The sequence below is a fragment of the Sulfitobacter sp. 1A15258 genome (assembly GCF_043557045.1).
Lineage (GTDB): Bacteria > Pseudomonadota > Alphaproteobacteria > Rhodobacterales > Rhodobacteraceae > Sulfitobacter > Sulfitobacter faviae.
The window spans coordinates 381,141-394,677 of record NZ_JBIFFK010000003.1 but is presented as its reverse complement, the minus strand read 5'-3'; the positions used below and the strand labels follow the sequence as shown (position 1 = coordinate 394,677).

The 13,537-nt window shown below is 63.1% G+C and carries 15 protein-coding genes; 10 read left to right on the top strand and 5 right to left on the bottom strand.

Annotation, left to right across the window (positions count from 1 at the left end; all coding sequences use genetic code 11):
- The first annotated feature begins 70 nt into the window (after nucleotides 1-70).
- From truB to ACGYK9_RS09245, 7 genes are all read left to right on the top strand, one after another.
- Nucleotides 71-997 carry a tRNA pseudouridine(55) synthase TruB gene (truB, locus tag ACGYK9_RS09275; RefSeq protein ID WP_394409848.1) on the top strand — a complete coding sequence of 309 codons (927 nt, stop codon included), beginning with the start codon at nucleotides 71-73 and terminating at the stop codon, nucleotides 995-997.
- A 6-nt stretch (nucleotides 998-1,003) separates the two neighbouring features.
- Nucleotides 1,004-1,540, top strand: a complete 537-nt coding sequence (locus tag ACGYK9_RS09270; RefSeq protein ID WP_394410006.1) for a DUF1643 domain-containing protein — start codon at nucleotides 1,004-1,006, stop codon at nucleotides 1,538-1,540.
- Between the two features lie 87 nt (nucleotides 1,541-1,627).
- Nucleotides 1,628-2,566, top strand: coding sequence for a calcium-binding protein (locus ACGYK9_RS09265; RefSeq protein WP_394422490.1), 939 nt, complete (start codon nucleotides 1,628-1,630; stop codon nucleotides 2,564-2,566).
- Between the two features lie 168 nt (nucleotides 2,567-2,734).
- Nucleotides 2,735-3,004: a 30S ribosomal protein S15 gene (gene rpsO / locus ACGYK9_RS09260; RefSeq protein ID WP_067266742.1), complete on the top strand. Its 270-nt coding sequence runs from the start codon at nucleotides 2,735-2,737 to the stop codon at nucleotides 3,002-3,004.
- A gap of 281 nt (nucleotides 3,005-3,285) precedes the next feature.
- Nucleotides 3,286-5,427, top strand: a complete 2,142-nt coding sequence (pnp, locus tag ACGYK9_RS09255) for a polyribonucleotide nucleotidyltransferase (RefSeq protein WP_394409842.1) — start codon at nucleotides 3,286-3,288, stop codon at nucleotides 5,425-5,427.
- A 60-nt stretch (nucleotides 5,428-5,487) separates the two neighbouring features.
- Nucleotides 5,488-6,192: a glycosyltransferase gene (locus ACGYK9_RS09250; RefSeq protein WP_394409839.1), complete on the top strand. Its 705-nt coding sequence runs from the start codon at nucleotides 5,488-5,490 to the stop codon at nucleotides 6,190-6,192.
- A gap of 51 nt (nucleotides 6,193-6,243) precedes the next feature.
- The gene (locus tag ACGYK9_RS09245) at nucleotides 6,244-6,996 is read left to right on the top strand and encodes a glycosyltransferase family 25 protein (RefSeq protein ID WP_394409836.1); all 753 of its coding nucleotides are present in this window, start codon (nucleotides 6,244-6,246) and stop codon (nucleotides 6,994-6,996) included.
- Between the two features lie 7 nt (nucleotides 6,997-7,003).
- On the opposite strand, the gene ACGYK9_RS09240 is transcribed toward ACGYK9_RS09245, so the two are convergent.
- The 4 genes from ACGYK9_RS09240 to ACGYK9_RS09225 all read right to left on the bottom strand — a co-directional run bounded on the left by ACGYK9_RS09240 (nucleotide 7,004) and on the right by ACGYK9_RS09225 (nucleotide 10,243).
- The gene (locus ACGYK9_RS09240) at nucleotides 7,004-7,657 is read right to left on the bottom strand and encodes a peroxiredoxin (protein ID WP_394409833.1); all 654 of its coding nucleotides are present in this window, start codon (nucleotides 7,655-7,657) and stop codon (nucleotides 7,004-7,006) included.
- 183 nt (nucleotides 7,658-7,840) lie between these two features.
- Entirely contained in the window at nucleotides 7,841-8,488 is a 648-nt protein-coding gene (locus ACGYK9_RS09235) for a pseudouridine synthase (RefSeq protein ID WP_394409829.1), read from the bottom strand.
- Nucleotides 8,489-8,536: 48 nt separating this feature from the next.
- On the bottom strand, nucleotides 8,537-8,995 hold the full coding sequence (locus tag ACGYK9_RS09230; protein ID WP_394409826.1) for a GAF domain-containing protein: 459 nt from the start codon (nucleotides 8,993-8,995) through the stop codon (nucleotides 8,537-8,539).
- Between the two features lie 75 nt (nucleotides 8,996-9,070).
- Nucleotides 9,071-10,243 (bottom strand): thiolase family protein, encoded by a 1,173-nt coding sequence (locus ACGYK9_RS09225; protein ID WP_394409823.1) that lies wholly within the window; start codon nucleotides 10,241-10,243, stop codon nucleotides 9,071-9,073.
- Nucleotides 10,244-10,330: 87 nt separating this feature from the next.
- Between ACGYK9_RS09225 and ACGYK9_RS09220 the strand changes: the two genes are divergently transcribed.
- From ACGYK9_RS09220 to ACGYK9_RS09210, 3 genes are all read left to right on the top strand, one after another.
- Nucleotides 10,331-10,669, top strand: a complete 339-nt coding sequence (locus ACGYK9_RS09220) for an STAS domain-containing protein (protein WP_067266757.1) — start codon at nucleotides 10,331-10,333, stop codon at nucleotides 10,667-10,669.
- 4 nt (nucleotides 10,670-10,673) lie between these two features.
- On the top strand, nucleotides 10,674-11,138 hold the full coding sequence (locus ACGYK9_RS09215; RefSeq protein ID WP_394409820.1) for an ATP-binding protein: 465 nt from the start codon (nucleotides 10,674-10,676) through the stop codon (nucleotides 11,136-11,138).
- A gap of 226 nt (nucleotides 11,139-11,364) precedes the next feature.
- Complete coding sequence (locus ACGYK9_RS09210) at nucleotides 11,365-12,942, top strand: gamma-glutamyltransferase family protein (protein WP_394409817.1); 1,578 nt, start codon at nucleotides 11,365-11,367, stop codon at nucleotides 12,940-12,942.
- A gap of 38 nt (nucleotides 12,943-12,980) precedes the next feature.
- Here the strand turns inward: ACGYK9_RS09210 and hspQ are convergent, their stop codons facing one another.
- Nucleotides 12,981-13,307: a heat shock protein HspQ gene (gene hspQ, locus ACGYK9_RS09205; protein ID WP_067261750.1), complete on the bottom strand. Its 327-nt coding sequence runs from the start codon at nucleotides 13,305-13,307 to the stop codon at nucleotides 12,981-12,983.
- Between the last annotated feature and the right edge of the window lie 230 nt (nucleotides 13,308-13,537).

The following is a 13,537-nucleotide window of genomic DNA, read 5'->3' as shown; positions in this document are numbered from 1 at the left end:
CCGCTTGGGGGCTGGGCAGGGCGGCGCGGCTCCGATAGAGGGCAGCACCACAAAAGCGAAGGGGCAAGACATGGCACGCAAACGCAAGGGTCGCGATATTTCTGGTTGGCTGGTGGTGGACAAGCCCGCTGGCCCCACCTCGACCGCCGTGGTCAACAAGGTCCGCTGGGCGCTGGAGGCCAAGAAGGCGGGCCACGCAGGCACGCTCGACCCCGAAGCGACCGGCGTTCTGGCCATCGCCCTGGGCGAAGCGACCAAGACCGTGCCCTATATCACCGACGCGCTCAAAGCCTATGAGTTCACCGTGCGGCTCGGCATCGCCACCAATACCGACGACGCCGAAGGCGAAGCCATCGGCACCTCTGACCTGCGCCCCGATGATGCCGCGATCAAGGATGCGCTGAACGGCTTCATCGGTGACATTCAGCAGGTGCCGCCGCAGTTCTCCGCCGTAAAGATCGACGGCCAACGCGCCTATAAACGCGCCCGCGACGGCGAAGAGATGGAGATCGCCGCCCGCCCCCTATGGGTGGAAAGCCTGCTGCTGGTCGACCGCCCCGATGCCGATCATGTCACGCTTGAGATGGTCTGCGGCAAGGGCGGCTATGTCCGCTCCATCGCGCGCGATCTGGGGCAGAAGCTTGGCTGTCTCGGCCACGTCCGCGAATTGCGCCGCACATGGTCCGGCCCCTTCGAAGCGGCCAACGCCCTGACGCTGGCGCAGGTGGACGAACTGGCCCGGACACCGGAACTCGACACCTATCTGTTGCCGCTGGCAGAAGGGCTTGCCGACCTGCCCGAGGTCAAAGCCACCCCCGAAGGCGCCACCCGCCTGCGCAACGGCAACCCCGGCATGGTCATCGCCCATGACGTGGAATATGGCGATGAATGCTGGGCCTCGCTCGATGGGCAGCCTGTCGCCGTGGGCCGCTTCAAGGCGGGGGAATTGCACCCGAGCCGGGTGTTCAACCTATCACCGGACGCGAATGAGGGCTGAATGGCCCTGATCACCCGCAGCCACACCAAGGGCGACGCGCCTTCGACCGCGGTCTACTCGCCCTGCGAGCAATACCGCTACAGCCTCACGCGGATCTGGGACGCAGGCGCGCCGCGGGTGATGTTCGTGATGCTGAACCCCTCGACCGCGACCGAGGTGCAAAACGACCCGACGGTCGAGCGTTGCGAGCGTCGGGCGCGGGTGCTGGGCTTCGGCGGCTTCCGGGTCACCAATATCTTCGCCTTCCGCGCCACCGACCCGCGCGACATGCGCGCTGCGGCTGATCCCATCGGTCCTGACAACGATGCCACGCTGGCCGAGGGGGCCGATTGGGCCAACCAGATCATCGCCGCTTGGGGCGTGCATGGCGCCCATCTGGGCCGCGGTCTGGCCGTCGCGGCTCGGCTGGCTGAGGGGGCGAAACCGCTCTACCACCTCGGCCTCTCCAAAGCCGGGCATCCGCGCCATCCGCTTTACCTGCCCTACACCCAAGAGCCGGTTCTGTGGCAGCCCGAGCCCCCGGCGCGGGCAGGCATTCGTTAACCATTTCCCCGCTATTCCTTTGATTTTACAGCCACGACATGCCCTTTTGAAACTGGGACGATGTGTGGGGCATCAAGCAATCAACGGGTGGAACTGCAGATGTTGTGGCTGGCTGGGGTAATGGGTCTGATGGCGGTCGGCGCCGTCACTTTCGTGGAAATCGAAACACCGCCGGAGGACGCGTTGCCTGAGGGGGACAGCCCGGGCGGCGGCACCACCACGGTTGGAGATATCCTGTCGGGCAGCGATGACGGTGAGACGGTGCAGGGCGGCCCCGGCGACGACCAGCTTGGCGGCTACGGCGGGGAGGACCTGCTTCGTGGCGGTGGCGGGGATGATGACCTGCACGGCCACGGCGGCAATGACACGCTCCAAGGTGGCGCGGGCGGCGACATTCTGCATGGCAATGACGGGGATGACGACCTCTTCGGCGGCGCGGGCAACGACAGCCTCTTTGGCCACAATGACGATGACTTTCTCTATGGCGGGGCGGGCGATGATGCGCTGCAAGGCGCGGCGGGCGACGACCTGCTCGAGGGCGAAGCCGGAAACGATGCCCTGCAAGGCGGGCTTGGCGACGATGCGCTACGCGGCGGCGCGGGCGTGGATACGCTTTTTGGCGGCTGGGGCGACGACACGCTCACCGGGGCGGATGACCAACAAAGCCCCGATTTCCTGAACGGCGGCGGCGGCGACGACCTGATCATCGCGGGCGCCGGGGATGTGGTGACCTCGGGCGACGGCACCGATCAGATCGCCTTGGGGGACTGGATCGGCCAAGGCGGGGCGGCGCAGATCACGGACTACCACGCGGCGGACGATTCGCTGCTCTTTGTCTGGGACGACAGCAGCGCGGGCGGGGCGGAGCCGCCGCTCTCTATCATGCCCGACCCGGAGGATGCGGATCAAACCCTCGTCCTGCTGGATGATATCATCGTCGCGCGGGTGGCGGGGGACAGCATCACGCTGGACGATATCGCGCTGATCCCGCTCTCTGCAGCCTTCGACCTCGGCCTCGCGGCCTAAGGCGGGGCGGAGCCCATGCGCAAATCACCCTTTGCCAAAGGCGGAAATTCCTCCTATACGCCCCCATCGCCTGCTGATTCCGTCAGCGGGTGATATCTCCATGGGCCTGCGCTGGACGACATCCCGGCCTGCGCCATCCATTTTAACTCTTTTCGAAAGGAGACCCCGATGTCGATCACTGCTGAAGAAAAAGCAAAAGTCATGAAAGAATTCGGCACCAAAGAAGGCGACACCGGTTCGCCCGAAGTTCAGGTTGCCATTCTGACCTCGCGCATCACCACGCTGACCGAGCACTTCAAGACCCACAAAAAAGACAACCACGGCCGCCGTGGTCTTTTGAAAATGGTCGCGACGCGCCGCAAGCTGCTGGATTACGTTAAGGCCAAAGACGAGTCCCGCTATCAGGACCTGATCAAACGCCTCGGCCTGCGCCGCTAATCGCGCGCAAGCCGCCGGAAGTTCCGGTGACAGGACGACCAAAACCTCCCGGCCCCGCCGGGAGGTTTTTTGTTGCGCGCAGACCGGGGCGCGCTGCGGCGGAAAGAACCCGCCGCTTATGGCCCCGAGGCGACAGAACGCTTCCCATTTGCCATGAAAACATGTATGCCCGCGCAATCTGAAATCCGGCGCCCGGACTCCAGCGCCTGAAAAAGAAGATACCGGAGTCAGGGGCAATACGGCCCCTATGCAATGGCCAATGGGCCAAAAAGGAAACGTAGATGTTTAATGTAACGAAAAAATCGATCCAGTGGGGCGAAGAGACGCTGACCCTGGAAACCGGTAAGGTTGCCCGTCAGGCGGACGGGTCGGTGATTGCCACGCTGGGTGAGACCAGCGTCATGGCCAACGTGACGTATGCACGTCAGCAAAAGCCCGGGCAGGATTTCTTCCCCCTGACCGTGCACTACCAAGAGAAATACTATGCCGCCGGTAAAGTACCGGGTGGCTTCTTCAAGCGTGAGGCCCGCCCCACCGAGAAGGAAACACTGACCGCGCGTCTGATCGACCGTCCGATCCGCCCGCTCTTCGTCCCCGGCTTCAAGAACGAAGTTCTGGTGATGTGCACCGTGCTGAGCCACGATCTGGTCAACGACCCCGACATGGTCGCCATGATCGCCGCCTCCGCCGCGCTGACCATCTCGGGCGCGCCCTTCATGGGTCCGATCGCGGGCTGCCGTGTGGGTTATGAGGGTGGCGATTACGTCCTCAACCCGACAATCGACGACATGCAGGACCTGCGCCTGAACCCCGATCAGCGCCTCGATCTGGTCGTCGCCGGCACCAAAGACGCCGTGATGATGGTCGAATCCGAAGCCTATGAGCTGTCGGAAGAGGAAATGCTGGGCGCCGTTAAGTTCGCTCATGAGCAGATCCAGCCGGTCATCGACCTGATCATCGATCTGGCCGAAGAAGCCGCGAAAGAGCCTTTCGACTTCCAGCCCGACGACTATTCGGACCTGTCGGCTGCCGTGAAAGCCGCTGGCGAAGACGAAATGCGTGCCGCTTTCGCGATCGTGGACAAGCAAGAGCGCACCGCCGCCGTTGCTGCTGCCCGTGAGACGATCAAGAGCAAGCTCACCGAAGAGCAGCTTGAGGACAAGAACCTCAGCTCCGCGATGAAGGGCCTTGAGGCCAGCATCCTGCGCGGCGACGTGGTGAAAACTGGCAAGCGTATCGACGGCCGTCGCACCGACGAGATCCGCGACATCGTGGCCGAAACCGGCATCCTGCCGCGGACCCACGGTTCGGCGCTCTTCACCCGTGGTGAGACGCAGGGCCTCGTGGTGACCACGCTCGGCACCGGCGACGATGAGCAGTTCATCGACGCGCTGCACGGCAACTTTAAATCGAACTTCCTGCTGCACTATAACTTCCCGCCCTACTCGGTCGGCGAAGTGGGTCGCGTGGGCCCTCCCGGACGCCGCGAAGTCGGCCACGGCAAGCTCGCATGGCGCGCCCTGCAGGCGGTTCTGCCCGCGGCAACAGACTTCCCCTACACCATCCGTCTGGTCTCCGAGATCACCGAATCCAACGGCTCCTCGTCGATGGCATCGGTCTGCGGTGGCTCCCTGTCCATGATGGACGCGGGCGTGCCGCTGAAATCGGCCGTGGCCGGTGTGGCAATGGGTCTGATCCTCGAAGATGACGGCTCCTACGCGATTCTGTCCGACATCCTGGGTGACGAAGACCACCTCGGCGACATGGACTTCAAGGTCGCGGGCACCGAAGCCGGCATCACCTCGCTGCAGATGGACATCAAGGTCGCCGGCATCACGCCCGAGATCATGGAGAAAGCCCTGGCACAAGCCAAAGAGGGCCGTATCCACATTCTCGGCGAGATGAACAAGGCGATCTCGGGCGCCGCGGACTTCTCCGTCCACGCGCCGCGCATTGAGACCATGCAAATCCCGACCGATAAGATCCGCGAAGTGATCGGCTCGGGCGGCAAGGTGATCCGCGAGATCGTCGAGGTTTCCGGCGCCAAGGTCGACATCAACGACGAAGGCACCATCAAGATCGCCAGCCCCAACGGCGAAGCGATCAAGAAAGCCTATGACATGATCTATTCGATCGTGGCCGAGCCCGAAGAAGGTGCCATCTACACCGGCACCGTTGTGAAAATCGTCGATTTCGGCGCCTTCGTGAACTTCTTCGGGAAGCGCGACGGTCTGGTGCATGTCTCCCAGATCGAAAACCGCCGCCTGAACCACCCTTCGGACGTTCTGAAGGAAGGTCAGGAAGTGAAAGTCAAGCTTCTGGGCTTCGACGATCGCGGCAAGGTGCGCCTGTCGATGAAAGTCGTCGATCAGGAGACCGGCGAAGAGATCTCTGCCGAGAAGAAAGAAGCGGCAGAGGGTTAAACAAAACCTGCTGCGGACCCTCACCTGGGTCCGCAGTTTCCCCTCATGGCAGTACGAGACATGCGCGCAGAAAATCTGGTCACGATTTGCATCACCATGGGGCTGCGCCCCGATGTCTTGCAACAAACGCTCGAAAGCCTCGGCCCCGAGCTGCGCAAGCTGCCGATCATTGGCATCAACGACTTCGGCGATGCCGAAACCAGCGCGGTCTTCGACCGGCTCTGCCCTCATGGGCAACGCATCGATCTGGGCAAACAGGTCGGCCACCACCCCGCCGTCGACGCCATGTATGCCAAGGTGCGCACACATTATGTCTTTCACATGGAAGACGATTGGGAATTCACCCGCCACGATTTTTTAGATGACGCCCTGCGCCTGCTAGAGGCCCATCCCGATGTCTCTTCGGTCTGCTTCCGCGACACCGATAACTTCTTCATCGAAGATGCGGCTCGCGCCCAGATCGTCACCGAAGAATGCGCCGGCATCCCCTATGCCCGGATGGATGCGCTCAGCCCCAAATGGTACGGCTATACCTTCAATCCGCATTTGGCCCCGCTTTCCCTTTGGAAAGAGGTCGGCGGCTTCAGCGGTTTCAAACGCGAAAGCCACATCTCGCGCCAATTGCGCAAACAGGGTAAATTCACCGCTTTCATGAAACCCGGCGCTTGCCAGCACATCGGGTTTGTCAGCGTCGCCCACAAACCGCCCTCCGCTTTCAAACGGTTCAAGAACTGGCTGCGCGGGCGGCCCACCCCCAAAGTTTAACCCGTATAAGCCTGTCATCGCCCCGCGCGCCGCAGGAATGAGGTCACATCGATGTCACAGCGCCCAAAGGGATTCGTCATCAATCTGGCCGCCTCCCCCCAGCGACTGGACAGTGCGAAGGCCGAACTGGACGCCGCACAGATCGAGGCGGTCCGCGTGGATGCCTTCGACGGGCGCGAGATCGATCTGGCCCAATTCGCCCCCTATGACGATCGCAAAGCCCGACGTTTCATGGGCCGGTCGATGACCCAAGGCGAGGTTGGCTGCTACGTCTCGCACCAACGTGCCGCCGCCGCCTTCCTAGAGAGCGGGGATGAGCTTGGCTTCGTCTTCGAAGATGACATCGCCCTGGAACCCAGATTCCGAACCGTCGCGCCAGAGCTGATAGAATGGCTGCGCCTCCGCACCGATTGGCACTGCGTAAATCTGGGCGCGACCCGTTTGAAAATCACCAGCCCCATGGCCGAAGTCGCAGGCATTCCGGTACTCCGCGCACATTACTTTCCGATGCTCGCCCACGCGCTGATCTGGAACCGTGCCGGGGCCGAGGCGTTCCTCGCCGCCTCCGAACCTATCTTCTGCCCCGCCGATAACATGCTCAGACAGGTCCTCACGCGTTCCGACATGGGGCTGGCCACGGCCCAAAGCCTCGTCACAGCAGGCCGGTTCGACAGTGACATTTCCGCTCGTTCTGGAGGAAACAGAGGGCAATACCGGCGCTCCGCCCTCTATGGCCTGCGCAAACAGCGTAGGTTGCTGCATGAAAAAGCGATGGCCTTCGCCCATAAGCTCGGCCATCGCTAAGGGCAGGTCAGCCCGGCAGCTGCGCTTTGCGCAAATAGGGCAACACCGTCTCAAACGCCCCGAACTTCGCCTTGGCGTCCTCATCCGACACCGTCGCGGGGATGATCACATCCTCACCCACCTGCCAATCCGCAGGCGTGGCCACTGCGTTCTTCGCCGCCGTCTGCAACCCGTCCAAAGCCCGCAGGACCTCGGCAAAGTTCCGGCCCACGTTCATCGGATAGGTCATGCTCAGCTTCAACTGCTTATCCGGCCCGATGATGAAAACCGACCGCACCGTCGCGCTGTCATTGGGCGTGCGGCCATCGGGCAGATAGGCCTCCGCAGGCAGCATATCAAAGGCTTTTGACACCTCCAGCCCCGCATCCGCGATGATCGGGAAACCGGCCTCGGCGCCTGCAACCTTCTCGATATCACCCTTCCACTTCTTATGTTCCTCGACGCCGTCGACACTGACACCGATCACCTTGGTGCCGCGCTTTTCCCATTCCTCGGAAAGCCGCGCCACGGCGCCGAACTCGGTGGTGCAAACAGGGGTGAAATCCTTGGGGTGGGAGAACAGGATCGCCCAATTGTCACCGACGAAGTCATGCAGGGAAAAGCTGCCCTGATCGGTTTCGACTGTAAGATCGGGAATAGTGTCGTTGATACGCAAGCCCATGATATCCTCCGGGTCAATCTGTGAACAGATAGGTCAGAGGTAATCGCAAACCCCGCCGGTTTCACCCCCCGATCGCCACAAAGCCCAACTTCACCGCAGCGCCACGGTCCCTTCCCCTTCATCCTTTCTCAAATACCAATCCCGCCCCCACCTCACGGCGCAAGGCCGGGCAGGGAGCGCAGCTCAGAAAGGCGCCTTGGCCCGCACCTTCGTCGATGCGCCACCCTGCGGATGGTTGAACCGCAATTCCTCGCTATGCAGCATCAACCGCGGAAAATCCCGCGCGGGCCCCGTGGCATAGAAAGGGTCGCCCAAAATCGGATGCCCAAGCGCCAGCATATGCACGCGCAGCTGATGGCTGCGCCCGGTCTTGGGGAACAGCCGGAGGCGCGCAGTCTCCCCATCGTTCTTGACCATCTTCCAATCGGTCTGCGCAGGCTTCCCGGTCTCATGGCAGACCATCTGCCGGGGGCGGTTGGGCCAATCGACGATCAACGGCAGATCGACGCTGCCGGATTTCTCCGCCGGCACGCCCCAGACCCGCGCGATATAGGTCTTGCGGGTCATGCGTTTTTCGAACTGCAACCCGAGGTGGCGCTGCGCATGGGGCGTCAGGGCAAAGATCATCACGCCCGAAGTGTCACGATCTAGCCGGTGCACCAGGAGCGCTTGAGGGAAGACCGCCTGCACCCGCGTGATCAGGCAATCGGCCAGATGTTCGCCCTTCCCCGGCACGCTGAGCAGCCCCGAAGGTTTGTCGACCAGCAGAACTTCGGCATCTTCATGCAGAATGACCAACGGGTCCTGCGGCGGGTTATATTCGCTATCCATGGCTCCCCCTCGCAGATGCAGCCCCGCGGATCAAGCGGGGCGTGGCCGTCAGGCGACGGTGGCGAAACTCTCCTTAAGGATCGCGCTCAGCGCATCGGCATCGGCTTGCGTGAAAGCGTTTGGTTGGTCGCTGTCGATGTCGAAAACGCCCAGCAACTCCCCCGCGCCGTTCCAGACCGGCAGCACCAATTCCGAACGTGTCGAAGAGGCGCAGGCGATATGGCCCGGGAAGGCGTCGACATCCTCGACCAATTGCACCTCGCCCGTACGCGCCGCGGCCCCGCAGACCCCGCGCGAAAAGGGGATCACCAGACAGCCGTGCCCGCCCTGATAGGGGCCGATCTTCAACAGTTCGGGCGCGGTCACCCGGTAGAAGCCGGTCCAGTCAAAACGGTCATCCGCGTGATGCACCTCGCAGGCGATGGTGGCCATTAGGGCCACGGCATCGTCTTCGCCCTCGGTCAGGGCGGCGATGGTCTTGGCGAGGGTTTGGTAGTCGACGGTCATGGGGATACTCATATTGCAGACGGGAAAAAGGAGGCTAACCGCCTCCCCCATAAATACTCTAGTCGGCCCGTAGGATCAGGGGCGCTCAATGGCGATGGCGGTGCCTTCGCCACCGCCGATGCAGATCGCCGCGACACCACGTTTCAGCCCGCGTTTTTCTAGCGCGTTCAACAGGGTCACCATGATCCGCGCGCCCGAGGCACCGATGGGATGGCCAAGCGCGCAGGCGCCGCCGTTGACATTCACGATGTCATGGGAGAGGTCCATCTCATGCATGAAAGCCAGCGGCACAACGGCGAAGGCCTCATTGACCTCCCACAGATCGACATCCTCTTTCTTCCAGCCGATCCGCTCCAGCAGTTTCTGCGCCGCGGGGACGGGCGCTGTGGTGAACAGCCCCGGCGCTTGGGCGTGGCTGGCGTGGCCGACAATGCGGGCGCGGATGTTCAGCCCCTTGCGCTTGGCGCTCTCCTCATCCGCCAACACCAGCGCCGCCGCGCCATCGGAGATCGACGAGGAATTCGCCGCCGTCACCGTACCACCCTCGCGGAAGGCCGGTTTTAGCTGGGGGATCTTTTCGGGCCGGGCGCTGGCAGGCTGTTCGTCGGCGCTGACCGTGGTGCTGCCGCGGCGCGACCTCACCTCGACCGGGGCGATCTCATCTTCAAAGGCGCCGCCCTCCTGCGCCTCGATGGCGCGCGACAGAGAGGCCAGCGCGTAGTCGTCCTGCGTCTCGCGGGTGAACTGGAAGCGTTCGGCGCAATCCTCGGCAAAGGTGCCCATTAGGCGGCCCTTGTCATAGGCGTCTTCCAATCCGTCGAGGAACATGTGGTCGATCACCTGACCGTGGCCGAGCCGCGCGCCGCCGCGCATCTTGGGCAGGACGTAGGGCGCGTTGGTCATGCTTTCCATGCCGCCCGCGACCATCACATCGGTCTGGCCAAGCGCGATCTGGTCAAAGGCCATCATTGCCGCCTTCATGCCTGAGCCGCACATCTTGTTCAGCGTGGTCGCGGGCACCTCTTCGCTCAGACCGGCTTTGAACCCGGCCTGACGTGCGGGGGCTTGGCCCTGGCCTGCGGGCAGCACGCAGCCCATCAGCACCTCTTGCACTTCGGCAGGATCCGTCTTGCCCAAAGCCGCCTTGATCGCGCTGCCGCCCAATTCAGCGGCGGTCAGCCCCTCAAAGGCCCCCTGAAAACCGCCCATCGGGGTTCTGGCTGCACCGGTTATCACGACATTGCGCATCACGTTCTCCTAGAGTTGCACTGCATACCAGTTGGTAAGGTTTTACGGTTAATCACGTCTCGAACTTCAAAGTCTCGGGGCATGTCTATGGAAGTTTCCGCCAAAACAGAAGACCGCTTTTGCGTGGTCAGCGTGCTGCATGACCGGATCGACGCCGCCGCGGCGCTGGAGTTCAAGGATGCGCTGCGCCGCGCCGCGGCCCATGCGCCGCCGGTGGTGATCCTTGATCTGCATCGGGTCAATTTCATTGATTCCAGCGGTTTGGGCGCAATCGTGGCGGCGATGAAACATCTGGCACCGCAGCGCGCGCTCGTGCTGGCCGGGCTGACTCCGGCGGTGGAAAAGGTCTTTACCCTCACCCGGATGGATAGGGTCTTTGGCATCTTTCACACGCTTGACGCCGCCCTTACCGCGCATCGAGAATAGCGCCATGCGGCTCTCCGCCGCGCGGTCCGCGCTCTGCCCGTTCGAGATCACCGTTCACAGCGGCCCGCAGGCCGCGCGGGAGGCGCTCACGCTTTTGCTGGACGCGCTCAGCTGCCTTTCGCTCGGGGCCGAGGAGGTCTGCGTGGTGCGTTTGGTGGTCGCCGAAATGCTGAACAATATCGTCGAACATGCCTACCCCGACCCGCACCCCCCCGGCCCCATCCATATCGCCTGCCATCACGCTCCCGACGGCCTGCACCTTGCCGTTTCGGACGAAGGGCTGCCGATGCCCGATCTGCAAGTGCCCTTGGGCCTGCCGAAAGAGATCGACCGCCCCGTTTGCGACCTGCCGGAAGGCGGCTTTGGCTGGTTCCTGATCCGCGATCTGGCGAAAGACCTGACCTATCGCCGCTTGGCCCAAGAGAACCGGATCGACCTGCGGCTCCCGGTTGGGTTACCGCCGCGTTAACATCTGCGGCAGCGCGTCCCGCATATTTCCCAAAACGGCCCCGCTGGGATCACAATTGCGCCTTGGTTGCCGGTCATAAACGGGGCTGTAGCTGCATATGGCTTCCCTCGGTGCCGTGTTTAATAGCCCCCACCCAGTACGCGGTGCCGAGGAACTTTCCCCCGCATTGGCAGAACCGAGATCTCCGTCTAGGGTCACGCTGACGTAATTCAGCGAGGGGCAGCACATGCGCGATTTTCACCTTCCCGGCCGGTCACCGGTCTTGGCCACCAACGGCATCTGCGCCACATCGCATCCGCTGGCGGCGCGGACGGCGGTCGATATCCTTGCGCGGGGCGGCAACGCGATGGACGCGGCCATCGCCGGGGCGGTGCTCCTCGGCATTTGCGAGCCGCAGATGACCGGGATCGGCGGCGACTGTTTCGTGCTCTACTCCCCGGCGGGGAGCGAGGAGGTCCATGCCCTCAACGGGTCCGGCCGCGCGCCAGCGGCGCTGGATGCCGCGAAACTGCGGGACCGAGGTGAGCAGACGGTGCCGCTCCGCTCGGCGGATGCCGTGACCATCCCCACGGCCATCGACGCCTTCTGCCACCTCTCGGAAAGCGCCGGCAAACTGGGGTTGGACGCCCTGCTCGCCCCCGCGATCCACTATGCCGAGGCGGGGGTGCCCGTCGCCCCGCGCGTGGCCTTTGACTGGGCCACCGATGGCGGCACCCTTCAGGGGCGCGCGCGGGATCACTTCCTCATCAACGGCAAAACGCCCCGCACCGGCGACATCTTCCGCGCGCCGGGACAGGCCGAAGTGCTGCGCCGCGTGGCCGCACAGGGCCGCGATGCCTTCTACACCGGAGAGATCGCCGAGGACATGATCGCTACCTTGCAAGCCGCAGGCGGCAGCCACAGCGCCGAGGATTTCGCCAAGGCCCGCGCCGAGGTCACGACGCCCGTGTCAGGCCAGTACAAAGACCTCGAAGTGGTCGAACATCCGCCCAACGGCCAAGGGGCAACCGCCCTGTTGCTGATGAATATCCTTAATCACTTCGACATCGCCGGGATGGACCCGCTGGGGGCCGAACGGCTGCATATCGAAGCCGAGGCGACCAAACTGGCCTATGACGCGCGCAACCGCTTTTTGGCCGACCCGGACCACACCACCCGGCTTGAGCGCATGCTGGCGCCCGAGACCGCCCGCGCCCTTGCGGCCCTGATCGACCCCAAACGCGCCATGGCCGCCGCCGCCCCGATCAGCGAGGCGGTACATAAAGACACGATCTATATCACCGTGGTGGACGGCGACGGCATGTCGGTCTCGCTCATCTATTCGATCTTCCACGGCTTCGGTTCTGGCATCGCCTCGGACAAGTTCGGCATCCTGCTGCAAAACCGTGGCGCGGGTTTCACATTGGAGGAAGGCCACCCGAATGAGCTGAAAGGCGGCAAACGCCCGATGCATACGATCATCCCGGGCATGATCCGCGAGAATGGCCGGGTGACCATGCCCTTTGGCGTGATGGGCGGGGCCTATCAGCCCTGCGGCCATGCGCGCTTTACCTCGAACCTCACCGATTTCGGCATGGATGTGCAAAGCGCTATCGATGCGCCGCGCGCCTTTGCCGATGGGCAGGTGATGAAGGTCGAGCGCGGCTTTGGCGACGATGTGCGCCAAAGCTTGAGCGATCTGGGCCATAGGGTCGAAGTGCCCGAAACGGCGATCGGCGGGGCACAGGCGATCCGCATCCGAGAAGATGGCGTACTGGAAGGCGCGAGCGATCCGCGTAAGGACGGCTGCGCCTTGGGCTATTGATGAAGACCTCTGGCGGGCTGGGAAACAGCCCGCCGGGCTCAGTTCATCTGGAAATGCAGCGGATAGGCACCGTCGGTGAAGGGGCCGAAAAGATCGGGGATATCGGGGTGGTCCACAGGCTCCCCCGAATAATCAGCCACGAGGTTCTGCTCGGACACATAGGCCACATAGTAGCTCTGATCATTCTCGGCCAAGAGATGATAGAACGGCTGGTCTTTCACCGGACGGTTCTCTTCGGGAATCGCCTCATACCATTCTTCGGTATTTGCGAATTCCGGGTCGACGTCAAAAATCACACCCCGAAAGGGATGCTTCTTGTGACGGACGATTTGCCCGAGGTGATATTTTGCGCGCGTACGTATCATAACATGCTGCCCCTACCCCTCGACGGTAGCCCTTTCAAGGGGCTTTTGTCCAATCAAGGCGGCTCCGCGCGGGGAAACAGACTGTGAACGCAGCACCGACAGTGGGTTTCCGGCGGCATCATAGCTGGGGATCAACCGCTTTGCTGCATTTCCGCGAAATACCGCCTGCGCGGAGCCGCATGGTCAGCGCAATACCGCCCAGCAAACCGAGCATTTTCCCAATTTAGTGA

Bases quoted from the DNA above. Each gene is read 5' to 3' on its own strand.
- truB (WP_394409848.1), top strand. From the start codon at position 71: ATGGCACGCAAACGCAAGGGTCGCGATATTTCTGGTTGGCTGGTGGTG.
- rpsO (WP_067266742.1), top strand. From the start codon at position 2,735: ATGTCGATCACTGCTGAAGAAAAAGCAAAAGTCATGAAAGAATTCGGC.
- pnp (WP_394409842.1), top strand. From the start codon at position 3,286: ATGTTTAATGTAACGAAAAAATCGATCCAGTGGGGCGAAGAGACGCTG.
- ACGYK9_RS09250 (WP_394409839.1), top strand. From the start codon at position 5,488: ATGCGCGCAGAAAATCTGGTCACGATTTGCATCACCATGGGGCTGCGC.
- ACGYK9_RS09245 (WP_394409836.1), top strand. From the start codon at position 6,244: ATGTCACAGCGCCCAAAGGGATTCGTCATCAATCTGGCCGCCTCCCCC.
- ACGYK9_RS09240 (WP_394409833.1), bottom strand. From the start codon at position 7,657: ATGGGCTTGCGTATCAACGACACTATTCCCGATCTTACAGTCGAAACC.
- ACGYK9_RS09235 (WP_394409829.1), bottom strand. From the start codon at position 8,488: ATGGATAGCGAATATAACCCGCCGCAGGACCCGTTGGTCATTCTGCAT.
- ACGYK9_RS09230 (WP_394409826.1), bottom strand. From the start codon at position 8,995: ATGACCGTCGACTACCAAACCCTCGCCAAGACCATCGCCGCCCTGACC.
- ACGYK9_RS09225 (WP_394409823.1), bottom strand. From the start codon at position 10,243: ATGCGCAATGTCGTGATAACCGGTGCAGCCAGAACCCCGATGGGCGGT.
- ACGYK9_RS09220 (WP_067266757.1), top strand. From the start codon at position 10,331: ATGGAAGTTTCCGCCAAAACAGAAGACCGCTTTTGCGTGGTCAGCGTG.
- ACGYK9_RS09215 (WP_394409820.1), top strand. From the start codon at position 10,674: ATGCGGCTCTCCGCCGCGCGGTCCGCGCTCTGCCCGTTCGAGATCACC.
- ACGYK9_RS09210 (WP_394409817.1), top strand. From the start codon at position 11,365: ATGCGCGATTTTCACCTTCCCGGCCGGTCACCGGTCTTGGCCACCAAC.
- hspQ (WP_067261750.1), bottom strand. From the start codon at position 13,307: ATGATACGTACGCGCGCAAAATATCACCTCGGGCAAATCGTCCGTCAC.